Annotated in this window: 27 protein-coding genes and 2 pseudogenes; 15 read left to right on the top strand and 14 right to left on the bottom strand. The window is 65.1% G+C overall.

The window, feature by feature from the left end; all coding sequences use genetic code 11:
* Nucleotides 1-55: 55 nt before the first annotated feature.
* A complete protein-coding gene (locus AC3B6C_RS20480; protein ID WP_488373935.1) occupies nt 56-2182 on the bottom strand; it encodes an MMPL family transporter in 2127 nt (708 codons plus the stop codon).
* A 108-nt stretch (nt 2183-2290) separates the two neighbouring features.
* Here AC3B6C_RS20480 and AC3B6C_RS20475 point away from each other — a divergent pair, with 108 nt between their 5' ends.
* Entirely contained in the window at nt 2291-2731 is a 441-nt protein-coding gene (locus AC3B6C_RS20475; RefSeq protein WP_035717329.1) for a MarR family winged helix-turn-helix transcriptional regulator, read from the top strand.
* A 13-nt stretch (nt 2732-2744) separates the two neighbouring features.
* On the opposite strand, the gene AC3B6C_RS20470 is transcribed toward AC3B6C_RS20475, so the two are convergent.
* Nucleotides 2745-3038, bottom strand: a complete 294-nt coding sequence (locus AC3B6C_RS20470) for a hypothetical protein (protein WP_488373934.1) — start codon at nt 3036-3038, stop codon at nt 2745-2747.
* A 194-nt stretch (nt 3039-3232) separates the two neighbouring features.
* Between AC3B6C_RS20470 and AC3B6C_RS20465 the strand changes: the two genes are divergently transcribed.
* Nucleotides 3233-3673 carry a GNAT family N-acetyltransferase gene (locus AC3B6C_RS20465; RefSeq protein ID WP_488357872.1) on the top strand — a complete coding sequence of 147 codons (441 nt, stop codon included), beginning with the start codon at nt 3233-3235 and terminating at the stop codon, nt 3671-3673.
* Nucleotides 3674-3751: 78 nt separating this feature from the next.
* Here AC3B6C_RS20465 and AC3B6C_RS20460 read toward each other — a convergent pair whose 3' ends face one another.
* From AC3B6C_RS20460 to AC3B6C_RS20445, 4 genes are all read right to left on the bottom strand, one after another.
* Nucleotides 3752-4282: a hypothetical protein gene (locus AC3B6C_RS20460; RefSeq protein ID WP_488373933.1), complete on the bottom strand. Its 531-nt coding sequence runs from the start codon at nt 4280-4282 to the stop codon at nt 3752-3754.
* A gap of 104 nt (nt 4283-4386) precedes the next feature.
* Entirely contained in the window at nt 4387-5226 is an 840-nt protein-coding gene (locus tag AC3B6C_RS20455; RefSeq protein ID WP_488373932.1) for a PE-PPE domain-containing protein, read from the bottom strand.
* Between the two features lie 211 nt (nt 5227-5437).
* On the bottom strand, nt 5438-6247 hold the full coding sequence (locus tag AC3B6C_RS20450; protein ID WP_488376328.1) for an SDR family NAD(P)-dependent oxidoreductase: 810 nt from the start codon (nt 6245-6247) through the stop codon (nt 5438-5440).
* Between the two features lie 149 nt (nt 6248-6396).
* A complete protein-coding gene (locus AC3B6C_RS20445; protein ID WP_488373931.1) occupies nt 6397-6774 on the bottom strand; it encodes a hypothetical protein in 378 nt (125 codons plus the stop codon).
* Between the two features lie 163 nt (nt 6775-6937).
* Here AC3B6C_RS20445 and AC3B6C_RS20440 point away from each other — a divergent pair, with 163 nt between their 5' ends.
* On the top strand, nt 6938-7825 hold the full coding sequence (locus AC3B6C_RS20440) for a DUF5996 family protein (RefSeq protein WP_488373930.1): 888 nt from the start codon (nt 6938-6940) through the stop codon (nt 7823-7825).
* Nucleotides 7826-7978: 153 nt separating this feature from the next.
* On the opposite strand, the gene AC3B6C_RS20435 is transcribed toward AC3B6C_RS20440, so the two are convergent.
* The 5 genes and pseudogenes from AC3B6C_RS20435 to AC3B6C_RS20415 all read right to left on the bottom strand — a co-directional run.
* Complete coding sequence (locus AC3B6C_RS20435; protein ID WP_488373929.1) at nt 7979-8419, bottom strand: SRPBCC family protein; 441 nt, start codon at nt 8417-8419, stop codon at nt 7979-7981.
* Between the two features lie 171 nt (nt 8420-8590).
* Nucleotides 8591-9067: a DoxX family protein gene (locus AC3B6C_RS20430; RefSeq protein ID WP_488373928.1), complete on the bottom strand. Its 477-nt coding sequence runs from the start codon at nt 9065-9067 to the stop codon at nt 8591-8593.
* 236 nt (nt 9068-9303) lie between these two features.
* The gene (locus AC3B6C_RS20425; protein WP_010842515.1) at nt 9304-9612 is read right to left on the bottom strand and encodes a hypothetical protein; all 309 of its coding nucleotides are present in this window, start codon (nt 9610-9612) and stop codon (nt 9304-9306) included.
* Between the two features lie 28 nt (nt 9613-9640).
* The gene (locus tag AC3B6C_RS20420) at nt 9641-10171 is read right to left on the bottom strand and encodes a hypothetical protein (RefSeq protein ID WP_488373927.1); all 531 of its coding nucleotides are present in this window, start codon (nt 10169-10171) and stop codon (nt 9641-9643) included.
* Nucleotides 10172-10338: 167 nt separating this feature from the next.
* Nucleotides 10339-10614, bottom strand: a pseudogene (locus tag AC3B6C_RS20415) (hypothetical protein); the annotation flags it as partial.
* Between the two features lie 278 nt (nt 10615-10892).
* On the opposite strand from AC3B6C_RS20415, the gene AC3B6C_RS20410 reads away from it, so the two are divergent.
* Both AC3B6C_RS20410 and AC3B6C_RS20405 read left to right on the top strand, forming a co-directional pair.
* Nucleotides 10893-11279, top strand: coding sequence for an SRPBCC family protein (locus AC3B6C_RS20410; RefSeq protein ID WP_488373926.1), 387 nt, complete (start codon nt 10893-10895; stop codon nt 11277-11279).
* 301 nt (nt 11280-11580) lie between these two features.
* Nucleotides 11581-12357, top strand: coding sequence for a DUF4436 family protein (locus AC3B6C_RS20405; protein WP_488373925.1), 777 nt, complete (start codon nt 11581-11583; stop codon nt 12355-12357).
* A 51-nt stretch (nt 12358-12408) separates the two neighbouring features.
* Here the strand turns inward: AC3B6C_RS20405 and AC3B6C_RS20400 are convergent, their stop codons facing one another.
* Nucleotides 12409-13236 (bottom strand): MerR family transcriptional regulator, encoded by an 828-nt coding sequence (locus AC3B6C_RS20400; RefSeq protein ID WP_488373924.1) that lies wholly within the window; start codon nt 13234-13236, stop codon nt 12409-12411.
* A gap of 148 nt (nt 13237-13384) precedes the next feature.
* Between AC3B6C_RS20400 and AC3B6C_RS20395 the strand changes: the two genes are divergently transcribed.
* The 4 genes from AC3B6C_RS20395 to sigJ all read left to right on the top strand — a co-directional run bounded on the left by AC3B6C_RS20395 (nt 13385) and on the right by sigJ (nt 16838).
* The gene (locus tag AC3B6C_RS20395; protein ID WP_488373923.1) at nt 13385-13723 is read left to right on the top strand and encodes a nuclear transport factor 2 family protein; all 339 of its coding nucleotides are present in this window, start codon (nt 13385-13387) and stop codon (nt 13721-13723) included.
* Nucleotides 13720-14565 (top strand): SDR family NAD(P)-dependent oxidoreductase, encoded by an 846-nt coding sequence (locus AC3B6C_RS20390; protein WP_488373922.1) that lies wholly within the window; start codon nt 13720-13722, stop codon nt 14563-14565. The genes AC3B6C_RS20395 and AC3B6C_RS20390 overlap by 4 nt, the downstream gene beginning before the upstream one ends.
* 126 nt (nt 14566-14691) lie before the next feature.
* Nucleotides 14692-15906, top strand: coding sequence for an NAD(P)/FAD-dependent oxidoreductase (locus AC3B6C_RS20385; RefSeq protein ID WP_488373921.1), 1215 nt, complete (start codon nt 14692-14694; stop codon nt 15904-15906).
* Between the two features lie 29 nt (nt 15907-15935).
* Nucleotides 15936-16838 (top strand): RNA polymerase sigma factor SigJ, encoded by a 903-nt coding sequence (gene sigJ, locus AC3B6C_RS20380; RefSeq protein WP_488373920.1) that lies wholly within the window; start codon nt 15936-15938, stop codon nt 16836-16838.
* A gap of 69 nt (nt 16839-16907) precedes the next feature.
* Here the strand turns inward: sigJ and AC3B6C_RS20375 are convergent.
* Nucleotides 16908-17396: pseudogene (locus AC3B6C_RS20375) on the bottom strand (type 1 glutamine amidotransferase domain-containing protein); the annotation flags it as partial.
* Between the two features lie 215 nt (nt 17397-17611).
* Between AC3B6C_RS20375 and AC3B6C_RS20370 the strand changes: the two are divergent.
* The 5 genes from AC3B6C_RS20370 to AC3B6C_RS20350 all read left to right on the top strand — a co-directional run bounded on the left by AC3B6C_RS20370 (nt 17612) and on the right by AC3B6C_RS20350 (nt 22806).
* Nucleotides 17612-18166, top strand: coding sequence for a hypothetical protein (locus AC3B6C_RS20370; RefSeq protein WP_488373919.1), 555 nt, complete (start codon nt 17612-17614; stop codon nt 18164-18166).
* Nucleotides 18167-18439: 273 nt separating this feature from the next.
* The gene (locus tag AC3B6C_RS20365) at nt 18440-18796 is read left to right on the top strand and encodes a hypothetical protein (protein WP_488373918.1); all 357 of its coding nucleotides are present in this window, start codon (nt 18440-18442) and stop codon (nt 18794-18796) included.
* Between the two features lie 670 nt (nt 18797-19466).
* Complete coding sequence (locus AC3B6C_RS20360; RefSeq protein ID WP_488373917.1) at nt 19467-20402, top strand: helix-turn-helix domain-containing protein; 936 nt, start codon at nt 19467-19469, stop codon at nt 20400-20402.
* The gene (locus AC3B6C_RS20355; protein WP_488373916.1) at nt 20395-21309 is read left to right on the top strand and encodes a helix-turn-helix domain-containing protein; all 915 of its coding nucleotides are present in this window, start codon (nt 20395-20397) and stop codon (nt 21307-21309) included. Before AC3B6C_RS20360 ends, AC3B6C_RS20355 begins: the two co-directional genes overlap by 8 nt.
* 291 nt (nt 21310-21600) lie before the next feature.
* Nucleotides 21601-22806 carry an amidase family protein gene (locus AC3B6C_RS20350; protein ID WP_488373915.1) on the top strand — a complete coding sequence of 402 codons (1206 nt, stop codon included), beginning with the start codon at nt 21601-21603 and terminating at the stop codon, nt 22804-22806.
* Nucleotides 22807-22980: 174 nt separating this feature from the next.
* Here the strand turns inward: AC3B6C_RS20350 and AC3B6C_RS20345 are convergent, their stop codons facing one another.
* The gene (locus tag AC3B6C_RS20345) at nt 22981-23448 is read right to left on the bottom strand and encodes a hypothetical protein (protein WP_488373914.1); all 468 of its coding nucleotides are present in this window, start codon (nt 23446-23448) and stop codon (nt 22981-22983) included.
* A 161-nt stretch (nt 23449-23609) separates the two neighbouring features.
* On the opposite strand from AC3B6C_RS20345, the gene AC3B6C_RS20340 reads away from it, so the two are divergent.
* A complete protein-coding gene (locus AC3B6C_RS20340) occupies nt 23610-24107 on the top strand; it encodes a hypothetical protein (protein ID WP_488373913.1) in 498 nt (165 codons plus the stop codon).
* Nucleotides 24108-24126: the final 19 nt, after the last annotated feature.

The following is a 24126-nucleotide window of genomic DNA, read 5'->3' as shown; positions in this document are numbered from 1 at the left end:
CGCTGGACCGGCAGCACCGACCGCCGACGGGAACTCGCCCCGCTGTCGGGGTGCCCTACGGGCCCACCAGCTCCTTGTCTTCCGGCACGTCCTCTTTCTTGGCCAGCGCACTCGGCCACCACACCGGTCGGCCGATGTCGTAGACGAGCGCGGGGACCAGGAGCGTCCGCACGATCAGTGCGTCGAGGAGAACGCCGAAGGCGACGATGAACGCGATCTGCGCCAGGAAGATCAGCGGAATGACTGCCAGCGCCGAGAACGTCGCGGCCAGGACCACACCTGCGGAGGTGATGACTCCGCCGGTCACGGTGAGTCCACGGAGAACACCTCGGCGCGTGCCGATCTGGAGTGCCTCCTCACGGACGCGGGTCATCAGGAAGATGTTGTAGTCGATGCCCAGCGCCACCAGGAACACGAACGCGAACAGCGGTACGACCGGATCTGCGCCGGGGAACCCGAGGATGTGGTTGAACACGATCGACGAGATTCCCAACGTCGCGGCGAAGCTCAGGATCACGGTGGCCATCAGGAGGATCGGGGCCACGATCGCGCGGAGGAGCGCACACAGGATGAGCAGCACCACGATGCTGACGATCGGGATGATCAGATTCCGGTCGTGGATGGCCGTCGTCTTGGTGTCGAGGTCGACCGCTGTGGGGCCACCGACGAGCGCGTCGGCGCCGTTCACGTTCCCGACCGCGTCGCGAAGTTGCTCGATGGTCTCCTCGGCGGCCAGTGAATCCGCCGGGTCGGTCAAGGTCGCCTGAAGTGCGACCCGTCCGTCGACGGTCTTGGGCGCGCCCCCCGGGTCGGTGACCGGAACGACCTCGGCGACGCCCTCGACGTTCGCTGCGGCGGACTGAACCTGTTGCCACGAGGCGCCGTCGGCGATGATGACCGCGGGCGAACCGTCCCCGGCGTCGAAGTGGGCGGTGAGTACCTCTTGGCCCTCTTGTGACTCCACCGGCACGAGGAAGGTGTCGGACTGCGCGACGCCGTCGGCCTTGAACTGGGGGAGGAACAGCGCGAAGAGGACCAGAAGCAGCGTGGTGGCCACCCAGAAGCGGCGGGGGTGTCGCCCGATCCGGTTCGCCAGGGCGCCCCAGAAACGATGGTTGCTGCTGTCGTCTCGCTGCGCCGAGTCGGGATCGAGGACCGGACGCTTCGGCCAGAATGCGGTGCGTCCCAGCAGGGTCAGAGCCGCGGGAAGGAATGTCATCGAGGCCAGGAAGGATGCCGCGATACCGATGGCCGCTACCGGGCCGAGTCCGCGGTTGGAATTCAGGTCCGACAGCAGCAGGCACAGGACGCCGGCGATGACCGTGCCCGCGGAGGCCGCGACCGGCTCGAGAGTGGCGCGCCACGCGGCCTTCATCGCGTCGTACTTGTCGTCGGTCACGCGTAGTTCTTCTCGATAGCGGGACACCAGTAGCAGGGCGTAGTCCGTCGCCGCACCGAACACCAGGATGAAGAGGATGCCCTGGCTCTGACCGTTGAGGGTCAGCACGTCGTTCGAGGCGAGCACGTAGACCAGCAGGCTCGCCAGTCCGAGCGCGAACACGGCGGACACGATGACGACGAACGGCAGAATGGGACTGCGGTACACCACGATCAGGATCAGGATCACGACCGCAACGGCTACCAGGAGCAGCAGCCCGTCGATTCCGCCGAATGCGATGGTGAGATCGCCGGCGGTGCCCGCGGGCCCGGTCACGTACACCGACAGCCCCTCGGGCGGGCCGTTCGCGAGTTCCGCACGCAGCGCCTCGATGCTCTCCGATACCTCGCCCGAGGAGTCCACGGGCACGATCATCTGGATGGCCTGACCGTCCTGCGAGCGGATCGGCGGCGACGTTCGTTCAGAGATCCCGTCGGTGCCGGCCACCGTGGCCACGGCGTCGGACACGAACGCGAGGTCGGCGTCGGTGATGCCGCTTGTACGTTCGGCGACGACCACCGCCGGGATCTCAGAGGAGTCGACGAAGTCGGCTTCGAGTCGGGAGACCTCGGTGGCCTCGGCGGATGCGGGTAGGAACGAGGTGTTGTCGTTGGCCTGCACGTCGCCGAGTTTCCCGGCGAACGGCCCGCCGACGGAGCCCAGGGCCAGCCATCCGATGACCAACAGGGCTGGCAGAATCCATCGCAGGCGACTGACTCGCCGAGAAGGGGTGGGTGGGTTCACGGGGCTTCCGTTCGTTGGTTGCGGCGGGCCGGGGACAGCACCATGATGTTCAGCAGGCTGAACAATTGCAAGTCTGTGCGGTGTGACAACGAGAATCGGCAGGACACGATGGACGACGGGATGGACGGGTGGCCGACCGGCCGGCTGCTGTCGGCGGCGGCGAGACTTGTCGAGCATGCCTGGGAGGCCGTGCTGCGGGAGTATCACATCTCCAGCGCCGGACTCGTCGTACTGCACGTGGTGAGCACCGGGCCGGCCACCCAGCGCGAGATCGCCAAGAAGGCGAGGGTGACCGACCAGACGGCGAGCCGCACCATCGAACGACTGGAACGCATGGGTTATGTGCAACGCCAGATCGACCCCGACGACGAGCGCCGCAAGCACGTGAGCTCGACGCCGGCCGGGACCGAGGTCTATCACGCTCTGCTCGAGCGCGAGCGAACCGATCCGGCACTGATCGCGTCCATCGGTGAATCCGAACCGGAGCTCCGCCGGTTGCTACTCGAATTGATTCGCGTGCAACAGGATCGGGGCGCGGGTTCACCATGACGCGGGGCTGGGCTCAGCCGGCGTCGCGGGCGGCTTCGAGTCCGGCGACGAGCGCGTCGACCTTGGCGCGGTTGTCGGCAGACGTCATCAGGCCGACGAACGGCGGACGCGAGAAGGTGAGAGTGACCTGGAGGAGTTGTTCGCGTTCGCCGCCGAACAGCTTCTTCCGCCGGTCGATCTCCGTGATCTCCGCGGAGACGAACGTGGCCGCCGGCAACCGGGTCTTCGATGTGCCACCCCGGAGTTTTTCGAACCAGTCCCCGTCGAGCACGACCGTTTCATTCGACAGACCATGGATCTCGAGCACCTGTTACCCCTCGTCCCTGCGGATGTGTCGTCATCACGATATCCGGCGCGACCGTCGACGCCGAGGTTTGCGGGAGATCGTATTACGTTGTCCTGCGACGGCGGTGCCCGCTACAGTGCCGACCGTGCTTCATCGACCTCTTCGGCGCCCCTTGGCTCACCGGCAGAAACGCGTTCGGGGACATCGTGGCTGAGGTGAGACTACGACCGTGCGAGCCGGCCGACACCGACCGTCTCGTGGCCGTGTGGCGTTCGGCGGTCGAAGCGACGCATCATTTTCTGACTCCCGCGGACATCGACGGCTTTGCGGATCGACTCGCGCGGGACTTCTTCCCGGCGGTGGAGCTGGTCGTCGCGGAGGTCGACGGGGTCGTCGTGGGCTTCAGTGGAACCGCCGACAACCGGCTCGAGATGTTGTTTGTCGACTCGGCCGCCCACGGGCGGGGCGTCGGCACGGCGCTGCTCGATCATGCGGTCGAACATGCGGGCATCGACGAGCTCGACGTCAACGAACAGAATCCGGGTGCGGTGGAGTTCTATCGCCGCAGAGGATTCGAACAGGTGGGACGCTCGCCTCTCGATTCCGACGGCCGGCCGTTCCCGCTGCTGCACCTTCGTCGCCCCGGGATTTCGTAGCAATAGTCGGCGCCATATCCCCACTGTCACTACAAGATCGGGCGGCTCACCATCGGATACGGTCAAGGCCCGCCGGCGTCAGGAGTCGTGACGCCGGTCCTTCTTGGTCTGACGGCGCGCACCGGCCGCGATGGTCGACGCCTCGTACTTCTTCCGGCCCGGCGAATCGCGCGTGTCGTCCGTACGGATTCGTCCCGACGAGTTCACCTTGCCCTTACCGTCGCTCGCGTTCTTGCGCGGTTTGCCGCCCTTGCCCGACACTGGTTCATCGTTACGCGCGCGTGCCAGTCTTTCGGCCTTCAACTCGAGCGAGGCGTCGCGGGAGACCCGAGCCAGTCGCCGACTCACTCGACTCAGCGCGTCCTCGAACACCTCGGCTTTCGCGGCGTTCCGGACATTCGCCGCCTTGGCGCTGCCACGGCCGCCCTTGGCCTTGACCTTCTCCGCTCCCGCTCGGCGATACAAGGTGACGTGTTTGTTGCGTGCGCGGCGGACGCGGGAATGGAGGTCGATCAGCCCGTCCTCGTCGAGCCCGGCCATCTGGGACTTCTTGGTCTCACGGACGAGAAGATAGTCGCTCTCGGACAGAGAATTCAGAGTCTTCTTCATGCCGGTCCTCGCTCACCACATCGTCCGATTGTGCACTGATGATAGATCTCGGCGTCTGTTTCGACGTCGGTTTCCACCTGATCCACGCGAGATGGTTGCCGGGGTCAGGTGCCCGAGGGTGCTGGTGGAGCCCCCATCGGCCGGTCGTAGGCCTTCTCGACCTCTGGGCGAAGTCGGGCGTCCTCGACCGCCTTTCGGGCGGCGGTTGTCCACATCTGCGTGACCATCGGCAGGTAGTAGGTGGCCGGCGACCCGAGGATGTAGGTGACGTTGCCTTCGACGAAGGTCTTGTTGGCCGGATCGTCGAGCCCGATCATGCTGTAGTCGTTGTGGACGGGTCGGCCTTCGCCCTGTCCGCCAACAGAGTTCGACGCGCTGTGGTTGCGACGAGCAGCGTCGGTCATCAGATCACGATTGGGTGCGTCGGCCCAGTAGTCGTACTGTCTCGCAACGACCTTGACGGTGTACCGGGTGTCATCGGGGAAGTTGTTCCCGCCATAGTCGGCCCGGCATCCGCCTTGATTGGCGCAGCCGTTGTACTTCGATTCGAGATCACCGGTCAGCACGAACATCACTGTGGCGGGGTCGATGTCGCTGGTCGGTCCGTATGTGCGTAGCCAGTCGTCTTGAACTTGCGCACCCTGACTGTGGCCCACCACGATCTTCCGCCCTGGGATCTCGTGCAGCATCTCGTTGAGCTTGTCTCGTCCGCGGTGGGTGTTCGTCGCGCCCGGGAAGTTGTTGTACGGCACGTTCACAACGTGATTCGGTGCTGCGAACAGCTCCCCGCGGAGCCAGTTCATCGGTAGCGACCGAAACGCCGGGTCCAGTGTCAGGACCGTGGCACCTCCAGGGCCCGGTGCCGCGCCGGCGACGACCGGCGACCATTGTCCGATCCCAATTGCCAGTATCAGGACCAGAATTACCCGCATATGTCGTTTCATCGTCTATTCGCCGCCTTGAGGTCTCACCACTGTCTATCACACCGAGAATTGACACCGGAACAAATGAAAATAGGGACGGCGGTCCGTATGAGCGCAATTCGCTGTCGTCGTGATTCCAATAGGCCTGATCGGTCCACGATGACTCTTCCGGCTTCATGCCGGGCAGCAGCTTGGCTGCCGCAGAAGCGGATGAGAGGCTGTCCGCAGCTGGTCAGGTGATCGATGCGATCGCCTTGTCGGCGGCCCTCGGTGCGAAGTAGTCGATGACCGGCAGCAGTGTACGTACGGCAGCCGGGGCCACGGAGGTCGGACGGTGGGTGATCGCGCGGACGATCCACCGGCCGGCCTCGTCAACGCTGAGCGCCGGAATGTTGTCGTATTCCGCTGTGGGCGAGATCATCTCGGTTCGTACTAGTGGAAAGTAGACGTTCGTCGCCCGAACGTGTGGGTGAGGGTTCTCCGCGTTGAGGCTCCGGCCGAAGATGGCCAGTGCGCTCTTCGACGCAGCGTAGGCCGAGAACCTGGGAAAGGTGTTGGCCATGATTCCCCACGTGCACACGTTGACGATGTGTCCTGACCGACGGTCGATCATGTCCGGCAGCAGGCCGAGAGACAGTTGGACGGGGGCGAGGTAGTTGAGACGGATGGTGCGCTGGTAGTCGTGCAACCGGTCGGTGGAGTCGAGGATGGTTCGTCGGATCGAATGGCCCGCGTTGTTGACCAGTACGTCGACCGGTTCCTGTCGGAGTTCGTCGATCAATTCAGCGGTCGAGGCCTCGTCGGAAAGGTCGCAGAGTCTGTAGTCGCAGCCGGTCTCGTCGGACAGCTCGCTCAGTTCTTGCCGACGTCGTGCCACGGCCACCACATGCGCGCCGCGTGCGGCGAGCTGTCGTACGGATTCCCGTCCGATCCCCGCCGAGGCGCCGGTCACGACGACGGTGAGTCCACGGACACTGCGTCCTTCGCCGGCGATGGCCTCGGAGACTGCCCGAGGTAGCAGCGTGCGGCGCTGCAGTGCCATACCGACGGTCCTGCCGAGAACTGCCGTCAGATCAGTTCTGATCCTGCTCACCGGGTCTCCTCTTCTGATCACGTCAATGCCGCCCACCGGGGGATCGTGTCGACGACCTGACAGCGGCCCCGACCGGTCGCCGAGCCGCCTCTGGCCGCTCAGTCTCCTCCGCCACCCGAGCTTCCGCCGGAGGAATCAGAACCGCCGTCGCCCGACCATCCGCCATCGAATCCGAACCAACCCGAGGACGAATCCGAGCTCTGGGCATGTCGACGCCGCTGCGTCGGCGTCGGACGCGGACCCTCCGGATTCCCGAGCCCCGACCGGTCGACCGACGTCGGTTGATCCCGTCCGAACTCGCGGATCGCCGTAGGCAGCACGAGAGCAAAGACAAACAGCACGGTGAGTACGACGATGATCAACCAGTCCGGTGCCCCGAGCAGTGCGGCAGCCATGGTGCTCCCGATCGCGACGAAGACCAGAATCGCTCCCAACGTGATACGCGGCAATGTGCCCTCCTCGGTGATGGCGCACACGTAGCGTGGCGCCTCTGATCCCGCCAGGTTAAGCGGTCCTTCGACCCTCCTGTTGCCGAACTCCACAGGTGGCAGGCGCCGCCGTGTAGCCATCACCGAGCCCCGACCTCGTGGGCATTCTGGGGCGCGCTCGTCGAGTTGACGCGTCCGGGATCATGGGGGCATGGAGACGCAATACGAGGCATGGCCCGCGCTACCGGTGGATTCGTGGATCGGTACTAGGGACACAGTGCAGTTGTGGACCCAGATCGTCGGCAAGACGCGCCTGGCTCTCGGTCCGGAGGTCAATCACTGGTGGGGAGTGCCGTTGTATGTCGACGCGCGAGGACTCACCACATCGCTGATGGCCGTCGGAGGCCGCGGTCTCGAGATCCGCTTCGACCTCCTGGACCACGAATTGCTCCTCTTGGTGACCGACGGAACCACTCGTCGAATGAAGCTCGAACCTCGGACGGTGGCCGACTTCTACACCGAGTACACGTCCCACCTCACCGATCTGGGTTTCGACATCGACATCGTCGCGACCCCCGTCGAATTGCCCGAGGCGACCCCGTTCGCCGAGGACACCGCCCACTCGTCGTACGACGCAGAGGCCGTGTCGAGGTTCTGGCGGTCGCTCGTCAGTGCTCATCGTGTGTTGTCGACGTTCCGCGGCGAGTTCCGGGGAAAGTCGTCACCAGTGCACTTCTTTTGGGGCGCTTTCGATCTGGCTGTCACGCGTTTCTCGGGACGCAGTGCGCCGCAACACCCCGGTGGGGTGCCGAATTGTCCCGACTGGGTGATGCACGAGGCTTACAGCGACGAGGTGTCGAGCGCGGGATATTGGCCAGGGGGCGCCGAGGAGGGCGCCTTCTACGCATACGCGTACCCGCATCCCGAGGGCTACGACACCCACCCTGCGGTCGAGGCCCCGGCCCGCTGGGATGCCGCGCTGGGGGAATACTTGCTGCCGTATCACCTCGTGCGCCAAGCCGAGGATCCGGACGCCATGGTTCTGAACTTCCTTCGGCAAACCCATCAGGCGGCGGCGGAGACCGCGGGCTGGGAGTAGGCGCGGGTTCGGGCAAGGAGGGTCGGGACCGGACACCCGGACTTCGTTTCGTCGACGCGACTTCGGTCGGGGTCGCGTCGACGAAACGAAGTCTGCCAGTCCGATGCCCGCAGCCCGCAGCCTCGGGTCAGGATCGAGACACCGGCGGGTCGGTCAGTCGGCCAGTAGCGAGTCCAGCGTCTCGAACGCCGCGCGCCAGCCGGCGGCGGCGTAGTCGTACTGCTCGTCCGTGAGGTTCCCGCCGGTCTGGCTGAACCGGAGTTCGGTACCGGCATCGACGGCGATGAAGTCCGCGGTGAGAAGTTCGCGCTCGTCACCGGGCTCGTCCGTCATCGTCAGCACGAGCTTGTTCGGTCGAGCAACCTCCACGTACTCACCACGCCAGTGGAATTCGGGCATTTCTTCCGCGACGATCATCGTTGCGGCCCAAGTGCCGCCGGATCGGGCGTCGAGCGCGACCGACTCGACGGGCACCTCGTTTGTGCTGCCGCCGAACCAGGTCGCGAAGAGCGCCGGTGTCGTCCACGCGTCGAACACCGCGTCAGGGGAAGCGCTGAAGATATAGGTGAGGGTCGCCCCGGTCGCGTCGGTCATCGTGAGCCTGCCTTCTGGTCGTCGATGTCTGTGGACATCGGTCTGCCTCGGTGCGGACGACGTTGTCCACACCGAGACAGACCCTCGCGACTGTCAGAATTCATCGGCGCGCGCGGTTGTAAGGCCGAGTGGAGGGCTTTGGTCGGGATCTATTGTCCTGCCGGTGTCCTACTATCGGACCATCGACGTTTCGGGTGGCTCCGAGATCGACTCTGTGTCTGTCTGATTCGCGGGGGTCGCGTTGCCGCGTAGACGATCGAGAACGGACTGCGCGGTCAGCTTGCCCGGGCCGATGACGACCAGGATCAGAAGCGCCCAGCAGAAGAGCGCCGAGGACTCACCGTCGTTCTGAATCGGCAGCAGCCCGTCGCCCTGGTGCTTCCAGAAGTAGGCCACCGCCATGCTTCCCGCACTGACGAACGCCGCAACCCGGGTTCCGACGCCGGTCATGATGAGCAGTCCGCCGACCACCTGGATCGCGGCGGCCCACCACGACGGCCACGCGCCGAACTCTGCTGTCGAGCCACCGTACGGTTCGATCGGCCACGCGAACAGCGTCGTCGTCCCGTGACAGAAGAAGAGGAAACCGACGACGATGCGGTAGACGCCGATCAGCCACGGACGAGCACTCTCAGTTAAGGCAAGCATTGCCTAACTATTGCACGGTCGTCTCGTTTCACGACTGCTTTAGCGACCCACATCACATGCGCTCGAACCATCAAGTTTAGCTGCGTGTGGTGAGGGGGCTGGGTTCTCTGCCGAAGGTCTTCGTTTCCCCGGTCGTCCTCGTTGCCGGACTTATGCTCGAAGCCGGTTCGGGCCGGTCGGTCGTCGCGCGGGGCTGAGGTCGAGTCCGCTCGCCGTCGGGCGGTGTCCCCGCATCGCTACTCCCGGAGATAGCCGGTCAGCGGGTCGATGTCGGAGAGGAACTCAGTGATCGACTCGCGATGTTCGGCAATGGTCGGAAGGGGGAGTGGAAGCGGCGCGGGCGGGAGCCCGTCCCCACTGTTCCATGCGACGCACGGAGCGCTGGAGTCGAAGCCGTACCCGGGATTCGGACCTGACACCCACCTGCTCGAATACCCTCCGTCAGCCCGGATACTCACCTGGAACAGCTCGCCGTTGACGACGAGATCGACCGGGCCGTCGGCTTGCGCCGGACGCCAGTCATCGGGATAGGTGTCGGCTTGCATCGGACGAGTCTCCTCTCAGTGGTCGGTCTCACCGTGTAGGCCGGAGGTCGGGGTTGTCTTTCGGTTGCAGGCGTGCGAGATCGCCGACTGACGCGACGACGTTGCTCGAGCGGCTGCGGGTCCACACTGCGTGACCCTCCACGGTGCGTACATCCATCGGCGGCCCGTCTCGAAACGCCGGCCACAGAACCCACAAGTCAGAAATCAGCTCGTCTTGCACGCGTCCCGCCGTCCAGCTGATCGCTTCCGCCTCAGCACAATCTGCGGGGGTCGGTTCGGGCGTCCACACCCAGATTCTTCCGTCGAGGTCGCGGATGTCGAATATGAGTGTGCCGTTGCCGTCGAGGTAAACGTTCCACAGGGCTGACTCGCAATCCCATGTGTAGGACTTCGTACCGGTCTGCATGTGCAGCATGTCGCGCCGCACTGTATCGATGGCGAGCCGCCATTGGGGTGGCAGCACCCCGGGCCCTCCGGTCACCGCGCCATCGAGCCATCGAGTCCAGCGCGCGACTGGCTCAAACCAGTCCTCGAACCACTCGTTCCCGTGCTCGTTCATCACTCGAACGCTAGAGACTCGATGTGCTCAACGCATCGCAATACTTCGCAGCAGGCGTCCGGGCGTAGGCGGCGTCAAGAGTGCTGGGCCGGCCCGTGCAATCGGCCCACCCGCAGACGACGGGATGGCGCTGTCGGTGATCCGTGGCGGGGCAGGTGACTCTGATCGATGGTCATTCGCGGCCAGGGCGGTTGCCGGAGGACTGCAGCCGATCCCAGTGTGGCCGCGACGAGGCCGGTGATCACTCCGATGAGTGCCACTCGACCGCTGTCGACGGCCGGGGTCCAGGTCGTGACGCCGCCGGTCACCGTATAGGCGCCGACGGCGACCGGCCGGCCGCGGAACCCGCGGCGCGACACCGGGATCATCGTGGTCTGCTCATCGATCGTGATCGGGTCGTCGAAATACGTGCCGCGACCGGCGGCGGGCTCGCTGACCGACATCAGGTCTCCTCGAGTTCGGTGCGGGGGATCGGGTGCCACCAGTATCGGATGCCGAGACCTCGTACGGGCGGGAATGCCATCCCCGGCGGGGGAGCGCACCACCTGCGTGGTGCGAGGCACCGGGGAGTCCGAGAAGCCAGCGCACGGTACAGCTCGCTCTGCGACGATGGTCTGGTGCTGCATCACATCCTCGGCGAGGTGGACCCCTCATGAACCACCTTGCCTCACCCACGTGGCTGAAGTCGGCTCTGCGCGTTCGCAGTACATGGCGTCGCGGGATGCCGACGGCCGAACTTCGGATGAACCTGGCCCCAGAGGCGGTGTGGGCGACGCTCGTCGATGTGCAGGACTGGCCGCGATGGGGTCCCACCGTCTCGGGTGCGCAGGCGGAAGGTGCCGGCGGGTTGACGCTTGGGACCACAGGGACCGTCACGACCATTGCCGGAGTTCCACTGCCGTTCGAGATCACCGAGTTCGTGGAACATCGATCCTGGGCGTGGAAGGTGGCAGGAGTGAACGCGACCCGTCACGAGGTGATCGCGGTGCCGGGTGGCTGCGTCCTCAGTTTCGGTGCGCCGGTGTGGGCGATCGGGTATTTGCCGGTGCTGGCTGTTGCCTTGCCACGCATCGAACGGATCGCCTCTGAAAAACTGAACAAACCGTGACATGAATCGACACGGGCACGAGTGATGGTTCGCGTCAGAATCCGCCCAGCGAAATCGCTCGATTCATCATCGTTCGCGAGATACTGGTCAGCGAGTTGCCGCGACATGACGGTGCATAGGTGCGTCGTTGGGCCGTTCCGATGACGAGAACCTCTCTTACTCAGCATGATCACCGATACACTCACGTCCAGCCGGCGCCTGCTCATGGCCGCCGAACGGTGGTGACGACGGAGGCCGGTGTATGGCGCAGAGCGGTAGACGACCGGGTTGGGTCAAGGGTCTGGCGATTGTCGTCGGAGTAGTGATTCTGTATGTCGCGGTGCTGGTGGCGTACGCCGCAGGCGGTGTCGGTGGCGACCCGGATACGAACGAACCCGCTGCCAACGAGGTCCTGGTCTATCTGGACATCGACTCGGTCGATGGTGCGGCGTTCGAGGTCGGGGGCAACGTCTCGGTCTATGCCGGCAGCGATCTGCTCGACGAGCGCGGAGAGCTCAGGGAAGATCTGACCATCGATGTCTCACCGAGAGTCTCGGCCGCTGAATTGCAGTTCCCCGCTGGTACACGCCCGGGCGCCCTGCCGGTGACCTTGTACAGCAACGGCGACATCCGACACTGGCCGTTCGACAGCTATGTGTCCGACTCCGTGACGGTTCAGGCCTTCGGGCCGAACGACGTGGAGTTGCCGACGGACGTCGTGCTCACCGATTCGCTCATCGGCTGGAACATCGAAGCCGGAGACACGCCCTCCTCCGGCGGAAAGGCCTTCACGATCTCCTCGTCGAGAACGGCCGGATCGTTGACCTTCGATCTCGCGTTGTGCGTGATGCTGGTTGTCCTGCCGATCTGCACGCTGTTCGTCTCGATCCAAACGGTACGCCGTCGCAAGGCATTTCAGCCCCCGATGGTCACCTGGTTCGCGGTGATGCTGTTCGCTGTGCTGCCGTTGCGCAACATCTTTCCCGGTACGCCCCCATTCGGGTCGTGGGTCGATTACTCCGTGGTGCTGTGGGTCCTCGGCGGTCTCGTCGCATCGCTGGCGCTGTACGTGATCGCCTGGTGGAAGCAGGCTCCCTGATCGGACCCGGCGGCCGGACCGCGAGTTGTGGGACCGCGGGTCCTGCTGCTGTCAGTCGGGCGGTGGAGTGGTGCTGAAGATCGGCCAGTAGATCTCGGTCGTGGTGATCGATGTCGGGTTTGACGGCGTACCGCCGACGTAATGTTCGCGGATCGGCCCTGGGCCGCTGATCAGATGCTCGTTCACGTAGACCCCCAGGGCCCCGTAGCTGCGGTCGATGCCCTCATGGCCACCGGAGTGGGTGAGCACTGCGAATTCGGCGCGGGGCAAGACCTCGGCACGGATGCCCTCTGGGGGAGTCGCGGACTCCGGTGCGGGTACGAAGAGGGTTGCCTCACCTCGTGATTCGACGAACAGCGCTCGATCGTAGAGGCCGCCCGGCACGATTGCGGACGTGGCGCCTCCCACCGTGGCGACGGCGTTCCGCAGCGACCTCAGCGTCGCCGCGAACCACCCGTCGAGTTCGGAGACCTCGAGGGTGGCACCAATGGACCATACGGCGAGGGCGGGTTCATGCCGGACCGCCACCACGGTGGGGGTGTGCACGGGAGAAAGTAGTTCGCGCAGTGCGCCGACGGTGTCACGAGTCTGCTGCAGCTGGACCTCCATCTGCTCGAGATGAGTTGCGATGATCTCGGTGCGGGCCGCTGCGTCGTCGGTGCTCAGTAGCGCCTTGATGTCGGGTATGGACATTCCGAGAGATCGGAACCGGCGGATGATATGCGCATGATCGACCTGGCTGGTGTCGTAGAACCGGTAGCCCGTGCGGGAATCGATGTGGGTCGGTTGGAGAATGCCGATGTCGTGGTAATGCCTCAGGGCCTTCCGGCTCAGGCTCGTCATCACTGCGAAGTCGCCGATCGAAACCCGTGCGCCCATCGCGTCCTCCTGTGATCCGTCGCGCGTCTTACGGTCGAGGGACATCCTGCAGTCTCCCCCGGGGGGAAGGTCAACATGTCGGTGCAGTCCGACGAACTGCGCCGCCGACAGTTGACTTTCCCGTAGGGGGAAACTCCATCGTTGGGTCATGACCACAGAATGGGATGCTCTCCCGGACACCATAAAGACGTTCATGACCGCGCTCGACGCCCGAGAGGACGACCGTGCGTCCGCCACGTTCGCCGCCGATGCCGTCGTGACCGACGACGGCCGCGACTACCGGGGCCGGGATGAGATCGAAGCATGGCTGGCCGCCTCGCTCAGCGAGTACACCTATACGTCCGAGTTCACCGGCGCAACCACGACCGCTGAGATCGTCGACGTCGGGCAGCACCTGCAGGGGGACTTCCCGGGCGGCGTCGTCGACCTGCACTACCGCTTCACGTTGCGCGGCGCGCTGATCAGCCGGTTGGTGATCGAGCCATGACGCGGCATTGGTTCATCACCGGGGGCACACCCGGTGGGTTCGGGGTTGCGTTCGCCGAAGCGGCACTCGAGGCGGGGGGCCGCGTTGTGCTCACGTCCCGGCGTCCGCACGAGTTGGTGACGTGGGCCGAGCAGTTCGGAGACCGCGTGCTCGTCGTGCCGCTCGATGTCACCGATCCCGAGCAGGTGAAGCGAGCGGTGGGTGCGGCCGAGGAGCACTTCGGCGGTATCGACGTGCTGATCAACAGCGCCGGCCGCGGCTGGTTCGGATCGATCGAGGGTATGGACGAATCGTCGGTGCGGGCGATGTTCGAGCTGAACCTCTTCGCAGTGCTCTCCGTGACGCGCGCCGTACTGCTGGGCATGCGTGCCCGCGGCGACGGATGGATCGTCAACGTGAGCTCGGTGGCGGGGCTTGTCGCGGCGACCGGCTTCGGCTACTACAGCGCGACGAAGTTCGCCATCGAAGCCGTCACCGAGGCGCTGCGCGAGGAGGTCATGGCGCAGGGGATCTCGGTGCTGGCAGTCGAACCAGGAGCATTCCGCTCGAACGCCTACGCCGGCTTCGCCGACGAGCCGGTGTCGGAGCCGATTCCGAAGTACCACGAGATGCTCGAGCAGATCCGCGCAGCGTTCGTGGACATGGACGGTAGACAACCCGGCGACCCGCGACGCGGCGCCCGTGCGGTGATCGCTGCCATCGACCAGGACCAGCCTCCCCGTCGGCTGATCCTGGGCAGTGACGGTTTTGATGCCGTGACCGACACGCTGGAAGCGGCGTTGACGGACATCCGAGCCAACGAGGACCTCTCCAGGGACGCGGACTTCCCCGAAGATGTGTAACCCGTCAGTGCGTGGACGCCGCGCGTCCGACTCAGTGCGGTCCGCGATGTCGCGTAGCTGTCACATTCGCGACACCGTCGGTGTCTCGAGGATGACCACCTCGAACACCCGACGGAAGGCAGGACCATGAACACCACCGACATCATCGGATTCGACGACACGAACGCCAACGGGCATCGGACGCACGTTGTCGTCCTCGGCGCGGGCTACGCCGGCGCGATGGCGGCCAACCGGCTCCGGCGGAATCCCGCTGTCGACGTCACGGTCGTGAATCCGCAGCCGTTCTTCGTGCAGCGCATACGGTTACATCAGTTCGTATCGGGTACCGGTGATCCGCAGGTCGGTTTCGACGACGTGCTGGCCGACGACGTGCGCGTCCTCGTCGACACCGCCGTGCGCATCGACGCGCGCGGGCGCCGGGTGCAGCTCGCCTCGGGGGCTTGTCTCGAGTACGACTACCTGATCTATGCGATCGGGACCCGCCGTCGCACTCCGGAGATCCCCGGCGCGGCGGACCACGCCCTGTCCATCGCCGATTGGGCGGGCGCACAACGGATACGCGAACGCGTCCAGGGCCTCGCGGCGAATGACATGATCACGGTCGTCGGCGGGGGACTCACCGGAGTCGAGTTAGCTGCCGAACTCGCCGAGACCGGACACGACGTCCGGCTGGTCGGCGGCGGGGGGATCGCGACCTCGGTGAGCGCCCGGGCCCGGCGCGCCACGCGGACGCAACTGAACCGACTGGGTGTCGACGTCGTGGACCGGGGACGCGCCGTCGAGGTGGGGGAGCGGACCGTCAGCGTCGAGATCGACGGCCAACGGATGGTCTTGTCGAGCGCGGCAACGATTCTCGCCACGGGTTTCGAGGCTCCCGAGTTGGCCGCCGACAGCGGTCTGGTCGTCGACGAGATCGGCCGGTTGCGCACCGATGCGACCCTGGTTGCCGTCGGTGACGACCGGATCGTCGGCGCCGGGGATGCGGTTGCGGTCGAGGGCATGAGTTTGCGGATGAGTTGCCAGGCCGCCGAGCCGCTCGGTGCTCAGGCCGCTGATGCCGTCCTCGCGAAGATCGGCGGTGAGCAGCCGAACGCTGTCGACCAGGGTTTTGTCGCGCAGTGCGCCAGCGTCGGTCGCCACGCCGCCACCCTGCAGTTCACGCACCGCGACGATTCGCCTGCGCGAGCGGTCGTGACCGGTCGCGTTGCGGCCTGGGCGAAGGAGCTGGCGTGTCGCGGAACGGTGGAGAACATCCGGCGTGAGGCCGCTCGGCCCGGTAGGTTCAGCTGGTTCGGTGGGGCGAAGGCGACGACAACCGAACGCGAACCGGTCGGGCGCTGACCGGCAGGACGATGAGGAGCGGAGTGAACATGCCCGTCAGCGAGTCCGACCGTCGTGCAGTGTGTTTTGCCGAGCTTCGGCCGCTGCTGTTCACCGTCGCCTACGAGATCGTCGGGTCCGCGGCCGACGCGGACGACGTCCTGCAGGAGAGCTACCTGAGGTGGGCCCGGGTCGACGACGATGTCGTCGACCCGAAGGCCTACCTCGCCAAGATCGTCACCCGCCAGGCGCTCAACACCCTGAGGTCCCGGTCGCGGCGGCGGGAGGAGTATGTCGGACCGTGGCTCCCGGAGCCGATCCTGCTCGATGACCGCGATCTGGCCGACGACGTCGTACTCGCCGAGTCGGTGTCCACGGCGATGCTGGTGGTGCTCGAATCCCTGAACCCCGACGAGCGTGCGGTATTCGTCCTGCGTGAGGTCTTCGGCTTCTCCCACAACGAGATCGGGACGATGGTCTCGAAGTCCGCTGCCGCAGTTCGCCAGATCGCGCACCGCGCACGGGCGCATGTCGAGTCGCGCCGGCCGCGTTTCGAACAGGTCGATGCGCAGCGCGTCGGCGCGGTCGTGGCGGAGTTCCTGGCCGCCGCCCAGTCTGGGGAGATCGAGCCTCTCATGGCGATGCTCGCCCCCGATGTGGTGTTCACCGCCGACAGCGACGGCAAGGCCACCGCGGTCAAACGACCCGTTCAAGGCGCGCTGCCGGTGGCGCGCCTGCTCGCCGGGTTCGCGCGGCTCGGGACCACTGTCGACGATTACCGGGTAGAGGCGGCCGTGTTCAACCACGAGCCGGGAATGCTCGTGTACTTCGAAGGAAAACTCCAGGGTGCGTTCACATTCCACATCGTCGACGGCGTGATCGAACACGTCTACGCGATGCGCAATCCCGACAAGCTCGGCGGGGTCGAGCAGCCGCGGACACTTGCACGGTGACACGGTGGACCCGGTGGCGGCCGAGAGTCATGGCAGTGCGTGGCAGGGTCAGCACAGTGGGTGCCGATGTCAGAGGAGTGCAGCCACCTTCTCTGCGGTTTCCTTGGCCGAACCTGGATTCTGGCCGGTGACGAGGGTGCCGTCGACGACGGCGTAGGAGACGAACGGGAGCTTGGCCTTCTCGTAGAGAGCACCACGCTCCTTGGCGGCCTCTTCGGCGTTGTACGGGACAAGCTTGTCGACCCGCGCCAGTTTCTCTTCCTGCCAGGCGAATCCGGTCATCTTCTTGCCGGCGATCAGGTACGAGCCGTCGGAGAGTCGAGTGTTGAGCAGGCCGCAGTAACCGTGGCAGACCGAGGAGACGATGCCGCCGCGCTCGTAGATCTCACGGGTGATGCGTTGCAGGCCAGGGTTGTCGGGGAAGTCGTACATGACCGCGTGGCCACCGGTGAAGAAGATTGCATCGTAATCGGCGGAGTTGATGTCGTCAGGGTGGTTGGTGTTCTCCAGAAGCGCCATCTTGGCTGGGTTGGCGCGCCAGGCCTTACGGTCGGCATCGCCGCGGGCGACGCTTCCTTTAATGCCATTTGCCGGACATGAGTGCGTTGACGCCGAGCCCGTAGCTGTATGTACTCGGGTCAGCTCGAAGGAACTGCGCACTGAGGGTCGAACGTACCCCGCGAACACCCTTCGCTGGAGTCAGCTCTGAGCGAAGACCGTTGCGATTACCGCGTAAGCGAGTAATCATGTAATCACCAATCAGAGGAGTGATCATGATCAAGCAACAGGGTCGTGGCGGAGGACGTCGCGGCGGGTGGCAGCAGGCCGAACTCCCCGACGCGAGCGGCGCCCAGGCGTGGTTCGTCGGTCGCCTGCCCGACGACTGGTTCGACGGCGCCCCCGAGGTCGTCGTCGATCGCGACGAGATCACCGTGGTTGGAACGCTGGCCGCCCCCGATGCCGACGGTGACGGCACAGCGGCCGCCCAGGGCCGAGCGTCGCGGTTCCGTGAGGACACGCGCACGCAGCGAATGGCCATCGCCGACGAGGCCCAGGCACGCTACGGGCGCACAGTGTCGTGGGGTGTACGGATAGGTGACCAACGAATCATGTTCACGCACTTGGCTGTTCCGGTGATGACGCGTCTTCGACAGTCCGAGCGGCAGGTCCTCGACACACTCGTGGACGCGGGCGTCGCGCGTTCGCGCGCCGACGCGGTGGCGTGGTCGGTCAAGCTGGTCGGTGAACACACCGAGGCCTGGCTCGCCGAACTGCGGCAGGCGATGGACTCCGTGGACACCCTGCGAGCCCAGGGGCCGCAGATCTGAGTCACTGACGGCCCCTTGGGCCACGCAGCGCAGGGCCATAGAGCGCCAGCGGCACACCGCCAGCAGCTGCGCTGGTAGCGGATCAGTGATGTCGGGGGAGGCGCAGCACGTGGCGCCTCATCGGCACGCCGATGAGGGCCGAGGCGATCACGTCTGCGGTGCCGTCGGTGACGGCGCATTCGGCCGCCAGGCGTACCGGTCTGGTATCCCTGCATATTCCATCACTGCATAATGCGGTTGCAGCGCCGTGCGATTCGTTGCGAGTCTTGTCGTGTGGAAGTTATTGCTTCGAAGGAGAAGAACCAGCCGGCACCGCCGCATGTGGTCTTCGATGACCTCGTCAGCCCGAACAGGCAGCCGTCACGCCCATGGCTGCATCTGTACGACGACGAGGTTGCGCCGACGGTCCTCGAAGCGGCGCGACCCAGGCGGGTGGTGTGGTCGTCGTTGTGGACGAAGCGACCGGATGCTCGAGTGGTCTTCGATCTGAGCGGCGGGCGTAGTGGTACCAATCTCCGGTGGACGCTGCTCACCGAGCAGCCTGCACCGGATGATCGCCAACTGCGTCACCTATGCCAACGCATCGGCAACCTGATCAACGCCAACCTGCGCTACACGTACGGCCAGTAGCGTCAGCCACGCGGGTCAGTCGTAGAACGACTGGCTCTACCGTATCGGTCGGCGGGGTAAGGGCAGCGTGGACAGGTGAGTGCATCGGATAACTAGCAGTTACTTGACATAATGTATCTTATCGGCGATCCATGGGTGCCGCGTCGCAGCGCAGACGAGTCGGCTAGATCCCGTGGGTCCTGAGTGGCGGATCTTCCTTGGATGTTCTGGTGACTGTGCAGGTCCGCGCGGATGTCGGTTGTCGTCGCCGAGGTTTCGTAACTTTCGTGGAAGCTGGCTGCGGTGGCCGTGTGCGTGTCTGTAGACGCCGTGCCTGCGAGCGACGCCAACCCATAGGCTCCGGCCGCGTGGACAGTTCGCCGGCCGCATGGATGGTTCGCCCGGTCTCGCCCGCTGCGTCGTAGTCCGATCTCAAAACGTCACATGTGACGAAAGTCGAGGGACAACCAGAGGCTCCGGTAGGCGCCAATTACGGAGATCAAGGCCGTCCGTCGTCGCGGTTGGACAAACGCTCTGGTTGTGGGTGCAGGAATGTGTTCTGTGCGTGCACTTCACCCCACGTTTTTCGGCCGAATCGGTAATCTGCGCATACGTCCATTCAGCTGGGTTCATGGCCGAACACATGGAGGGATGCTGCTTGACCGTTCTATTCCGCGCTGCGGACATACCCATGTCGGAACGCCACGAGGCCACGCTGGAGGCGATCTCCGGCGCTGCCTGGCCCACCACGGTCACACTTGATGACGGAACCTCGCCGCATGGCGAGGTGTCGGTGACCTCCTTCGGGCGCGCGTCGATTCTGCGACTCGAGATGGCCGGGATGCACGCAACCCGCAGCGCCACGCAGATCCGAACCGGCCGCTCCGACCACGTATCGATCGCAGTTCAAGAAAAGGGTCACCACGCCCACGAGCAACACGGCCACCAAGTCGTGGTAGGGCCAGGTCAGTTGTCGCTCAATGATCTCGATTCGCCCTTCACGATGGGCTGGTCGGGTCGGGCAGCCAACCAAGCCCTGTGGATGCCCGTCGATGACCTCGGACTACCCCACCACGTCGTTCTGCAAGGCGGCATGCGCCTGGCGTCAAGTCCCATCCATGACCTGGTCAGCGCGCAGATACTCAACCTGACGGCCGCCGGCGATTCTCTCGCCGAAAGCGCCCACGCCGAACAGATCGGTGAGACGACAATCGACCTCATTCGGGCACTGCTGGCCTCGGCCTACGACGGTGACTACGCTCGGGGTCCCATGGCTGAGGTATTGCTGCCACGGATCCGTGGATACATCGATCAGCATCTCAGCGACCCGTCGCTCTCACCGAACTCCATCGCTCACGCGCACGGAATCTCTGTACGAAAGCTGTTCTCGCTCTACAGCGCAGCTGACATCAGCCTCGAACAATCGATCATCACACGCAGGCTCAGAGGCGCCCATGCCGACCTCGCCCGACCCGAAACTCGAAGGCAGTCAATCGCTTCCATCGCCCAACAGTGGGGCTTCAGCAATCCCTCCCACTTCAGTCGCCGGTTTCGTGAAATGTATGGGATGACCCCGATCGCCTGGCGAAACACGGCCGCTCATCAGCGCAAGCCCGTCGATGTCTGAGCGGGCCACCCCGCCCGGCATCGCCGACCGCTTCACGCTGACCGGTACGCACCGCGACCGTCCCGACCTTTCGGTCGAACACTGGGCGTTGGGATTCGACACGTACCTGACGCTTCTGAGTTACGACGGCATCGCCGTCGCATCGCTTCCTCATCGCGAGCGAGCAGCGCAGGGTCACCTGCGGCAGGTGTCGGTGGCGGTTCTCGCCGCGGGTGATTGGTGGCTGAGAATCGACGGCCGTTCGCAACTCATCGGGTCGGACAGTCCGACGTTGGTGGTCGTCAACCACCAACGGCCGCTAGATTTCCGCAACAACCGGCGCGGATCCATCGTGGCGTTGCACACCCTGTCAGCAAGGCTGATGCTCAGCGAGAACACCATTGACCGCGCGATCACTCACCTCGGTCCTTCAGTTGCGCTGTACCCGTTGGCTGTCACGCAGATCCAACATCTGGGAATGCTGGCTCGCACGGCACCGGCACTACTGCCCGAACTCAATGTGCCCACGGTGGCCCTGATCCGCTCGCTGCTTCTGAATGCAGCCGCGACGGGAGGTTCCCCCTCAGAGAGCAATCTCGTGGCTGTGATCGAGAAGTACATCGATGACAACATCCGCGACTCGTCCATGTCCCCGGCCACGATCGCAGCGGCGCACCACATCTCGGTGCGGCAGTTGTACAAGATCTGGCCCGCCGACAACACGACGGTCTCGTCCTACATCACCCGTCGGCGTGTTGAGTCTGCCTGCGCCGCTTTGGTGTCCGAGCCGCATCTCTCGATAGCCGCTCTCGCTCACCGGCACGGCTTCGTCGACCCCACCCACTTCGCACGCCGGTTCCGCGAGGCGTACGGCACGACACCCAGTCGCTTCCGCGCAGGCGACCGCCGGACCCAGCTCCCCCGCTAGCGGAGCGGTTGTCGAGCTCTTCCCCGGGGCACTCAGCTCGCTGCGGCCGATCGGGTCGCGGGTGATCGACGCCCCGCCGCCCGAACCTCTCGGTGCTCCGGTCGCCGACAGCCCTTAGATGGCCTAACATTCCTACGACTCGAGGGTACATAGCGCACGCCTGCATCATTGCGGGTGACGCCCCTCACATGACAATGCCGTTGGGACAAGGGGATCGAACTGATGCAGGATTTGACGAGGCGAGGGTTCCTCGGATTTGCCGGCGCTTCCGTGGCGGGAGCAGTGGGTCTCGTGACGGCCCAGACCGGCTCTGCGTCACCGCTTCCGGGAACCCGCTCGCCCCGCGTCGACCCGACCGTGTGGCGTGAATACGGCGAACCATTGGTACGCCCGAGCGGCGTCGGGATCCTGCAGGGCAAGTCCGTTGCGGTGAAGGATCTCTACACGATCAAGGGACACCGGGTCGGCGCGGGCAACGAGCAATGGTTGCGAGAATCACAGCCCTCGAGGACGACGGCGCGCTCGGTGGCAGCGCTACTGGCGGCGGGTGCGTCTGTCGCAGGCATCAGTCGCACAGACGAGTTCGCATACAGTTTGGCCGGTACCAACGGCCACTACGGAACTCCGCCCAATCCGAAAGCGTCGAACCGCATTCCGGGCGGCTCCTCGTCGGGTTCGGCGAGTGCGGTCGGGCTCGGCCAGGCGACCATCGGGTTGGGCACCGACACCGGCGGATCGATCCGAATCCCGTCGTCGTACCAGGGTCTGTATGGAATCCGCACGACCCACGGTGCGGTGTCCCGTGACGGTCTCCTGCCCCTCGCGCCATCGTTCGACACCGTGGGGTGGATGACCCGTTCGCGGGCCGACCTGGTCGCGACCACGAGCGTGCTCATGCCCGGACTCCCCTCGCGCGTCGACTTCCCGATCACCTACTCCGACGACATCATCGACCTCGCGAGTCCCGACGTGGCCGCCGCCGTGCGAGCCGGGATCAAGCGGCTGGGCAGCCAGATGCCGCTGCGCTCGATCCGATTCGATACGGCCGTACTGCCTGTGTGGGTCAAGGCATTTCAGACCCGGCAAGGGTGGGAGGCATGGCGGGCTCACGGTGAATGGGTGTCGCGGCACTGGGATTCGCTCAACCCCGACGTCCGATCGAGGTTCGAGACTGCCTCGAAGGTCACCGCAGCCGACCTGGCCGCAGCCGACCGGACACTTGCCACAGCGCGCAACCGGATCAACAGCGCGCTCGGTGAGACGATCCTGCTGCTGCCGTCTGCGTCGTCGACCGCTCCCACCCGCGCGAGTGCGGCCCTTGGCGGCTCGGTCATCGAGGACACTCGAGCACGCACGTTCCAGCTGACATGTCTTGCCGGAATCACCGGTCGTCCCGCGGTGAGCAATCCACTCCCTGTTGGTGGACCACCGGTGGGTCTCTGCGCGGTCGGACCCCGTGGCTCCGACCTCGCCTTGGCGACACTTCCGGTCGTCTGAGAACGGGCGGCGCGATCCGACGCCGCCCCGGGGCAGCATGAATGATGTTCATCAGAACGTCCGGGTAGATGTCGGTGGCGAATTCGCCATCCTCTACCCCGGCCGACAGGATGACGAGCGGATCGAGGAGGGCGAATTCTGTAGGTGGTCCGATGAGGCCACACTATGTTCGCGTCATCGAATTGTGTAGACCAGTCCCAGACCGTCGTCAGCGAGGGCGACCATGAAGTCTTGTGCCCGGCGGAGAAAGGCATTGGCATAGTCGGCGCTCGAGTACGGCACTGCCTCGATGATGTCGGTCTCCAGGATCGGATCGACCATGACAATGTCTTTCGCAACCTCGTCGACCACGTCGGGAGGTAACACGTGAACGAATCCGACGTGAGCACCGTACTGCCCCACCGGGGTCACGTTTCCTTTGACGAGCTCCAAGGAGATGCGCGGCTGTAGCCGCCCGTCAGTCACAGCGAAAATGTGTTGGAGCTCTCGCCACGCCTTGTCGAGATACAGCATCCGGGGGCGGTCTTCCTCAGTTCCCCATGCATCCATGAGCGGGTCAGCCGAGAGGAACGGATACGGATTCCGTCGGGCCGCGTCCACATCACTCGGCTGCAAAGGGTAGGCGTAGTAGCGAATTCCCATGTGCGGAATACTGACAGGGGAACCGGCTCGTGAACGGAGTTCGAACCCCGGTGTGGAGAACTCCAAGTGTGGCCGACGCCTTGTGGAGTGCCACCTGGGTTGATCGTCGGCGTGGATTTCTGGGTTGGTGGCTGCCGGACACATGAGGGAGAGTGGTTTCTATGTCTCACAACGAGTCACGCTTCGACCGGTCGTCGATAGCAGACATGGTCGCGCAGACCACCGGCCAGGCGATCCGTGCTGCACGCGCCTACGACTCCGAGGCGTTCGATGCCACCGCCGACCTGCTTGCGTTGCACCCCGAGTCGCGTGAGGTGCATGCGCTCATGCTGCGGGAACTACTCGAGACCGCCTTCCCAGATGGGCTCACCGGCGATGATGTGTCCGAGGTGATGACGACCACGAGCCGGGCTGTCGCCTCATGGAATCCTGCCATCAGTCCCGCATCTCTGGCGCTGGTGCTGACCGGCGCGTTGGGAGTGGGCGACACCGCTGACTCCCATGCGCTGTCGTCCGCCGGCCCGTTGGACACCGAGACCACCCCCGCTGCACTGGTGGTCATCGCCGACCTCGCCGCGCGTGCTGAGGTCGACCCGGCAGCGTACTTGACCCGGGCTGTGGAGGAGATCCGTCGCGCCCAGACGATGGAGATGCCTTGATCGGTGGTGACCCGCAGTT

The sequence above is a fragment of the Gordonia sp. 11cp genome, assembly GCF_057767225.1.
This window is presented reverse-complemented; position numbering and strand designations above follow the sequence as displayed.

Excerpts from the sequence above, each read along its gene's own strand:
- AC3B6C_RS20400 (WP_488373924.1), bottom strand. The coding sequence starts at position 13,236 with ATGGGCGCACGGGTTTCGATCGGCGACTTCGCAGTGATGACGAGCCTG.
- AC3B6C_RS20360 (WP_488373917.1), top strand. The coding sequence starts at position 19,467 with ATGTCGGAACGCCACGAGGCCACGCTGGAGGCGATCTCCGGCGCTGCC.
- sigJ (WP_488373920.1), top strand. The coding sequence starts at position 15,936 with ATGCCCGTCAGCGAGTCCGACCGTCGTGCAGTGTGTTTTGCCGAGCTT.
- AC3B6C_RS20460 (WP_488373933.1), bottom strand. The coding sequence starts at position 4,282 with ATGAAGAAGACTCTGAATTCTCTGTCCGAGAGCGACTATCTTCTCGTC.
- AC3B6C_RS20450 (WP_488376328.1), bottom strand. The coding sequence starts at position 6,247 with ATGGCACTGCAGCGCCGCACGCTGCTACCTCGGGCAGTCTCCGAGGCC.
- AC3B6C_RS20390 (WP_488373922.1), top strand. The coding sequence starts at position 13,720 with ATGACGCGGCATTGGTTCATCACCGGGGGCACACCCGGTGGGTTCGGG.
- AC3B6C_RS20395 (WP_488373923.1), top strand. The coding sequence starts at position 13,385 with ATGACCACAGAATGGGATGCTCTCCCGGACACCATAAAGACGTTCATG.
- AC3B6C_RS20420 (WP_488373927.1), bottom strand. The coding sequence starts at position 10,171 with ATGAACGAGCACGGGAACGAGTGGTTCGAGGACTGGTTTGAGCCAGTC.
- AC3B6C_RS20345 (WP_488373914.1), bottom strand. The coding sequence starts at position 23,448 with ATGGGAATTCGCTACTACGCCTACCCTTTGCAGCCGAGTGATGTGGAC.
- AC3B6C_RS20410 (WP_488373926.1), top strand. The coding sequence starts at position 10,893 with ATGCCGACGGCCGAACTTCGGATGAACCTGGCCCCAGAGGCGGTGTGG.
- AC3B6C_RS20355 (WP_488373916.1), top strand. The coding sequence starts at position 20,395 with ATGTCTGAGCGGGCCACCCCGCCCGGCATCGCCGACCGCTTCACGCTG.
- AC3B6C_RS20385 (WP_488373921.1), top strand. The coding sequence starts at position 14,692 with ATGAACACCACCGACATCATCGGATTCGACGACACGAACGCCAACGGG.
- AC3B6C_RS20475 (WP_035717329.1), top strand. The coding sequence starts at position 2,291 with ATGGACGACGGGATGGACGGGTGGCCGACCGGCCGGCTGCTGTCGGCG.
- AC3B6C_RS20440 (WP_488373930.1), top strand. The coding sequence starts at position 6,938 with ATGGAGACGCAATACGAGGCATGGCCCGCGCTACCGGTGGATTCGTGG.
- AC3B6C_RS20435 (WP_488373929.1), bottom strand. The coding sequence starts at position 8,419 with ATGACCGACGCGACCGGGGCGACCCTCACCTATATCTTCAGCGCTTCC.
- AC3B6C_RS20425 (WP_010842515.1), bottom strand. The coding sequence starts at position 9,612 with ATGCAAGCCGACACCTATCCCGATGACTGGCGTCCGGCGCAAGCCGAC.
- AC3B6C_RS20370 (WP_488373919.1), top strand. The coding sequence starts at position 17,612 with ATGATCAAGCAACAGGGTCGTGGCGGAGGACGTCGCGGCGGGTGGCAG.
- AC3B6C_RS20430 (WP_488373928.1), bottom strand. The coding sequence starts at position 9,067 with ATGCTTGCCTTAACTGAGAGTGCTCGTCCGTGGCTGATCGGCGTCTAC.
- AC3B6C_RS20455 (WP_488373932.1), bottom strand. The coding sequence starts at position 5,226 with ATGAAACGACATATGCGGGTAATTCTGGTCCTGATACTGGCAATTGGG.
- AC3B6C_RS20340 (WP_488373913.1), top strand. The coding sequence starts at position 23,610 with ATGTCTCACAACGAGTCACGCTTCGACCGGTCGTCGATAGCAGACATG.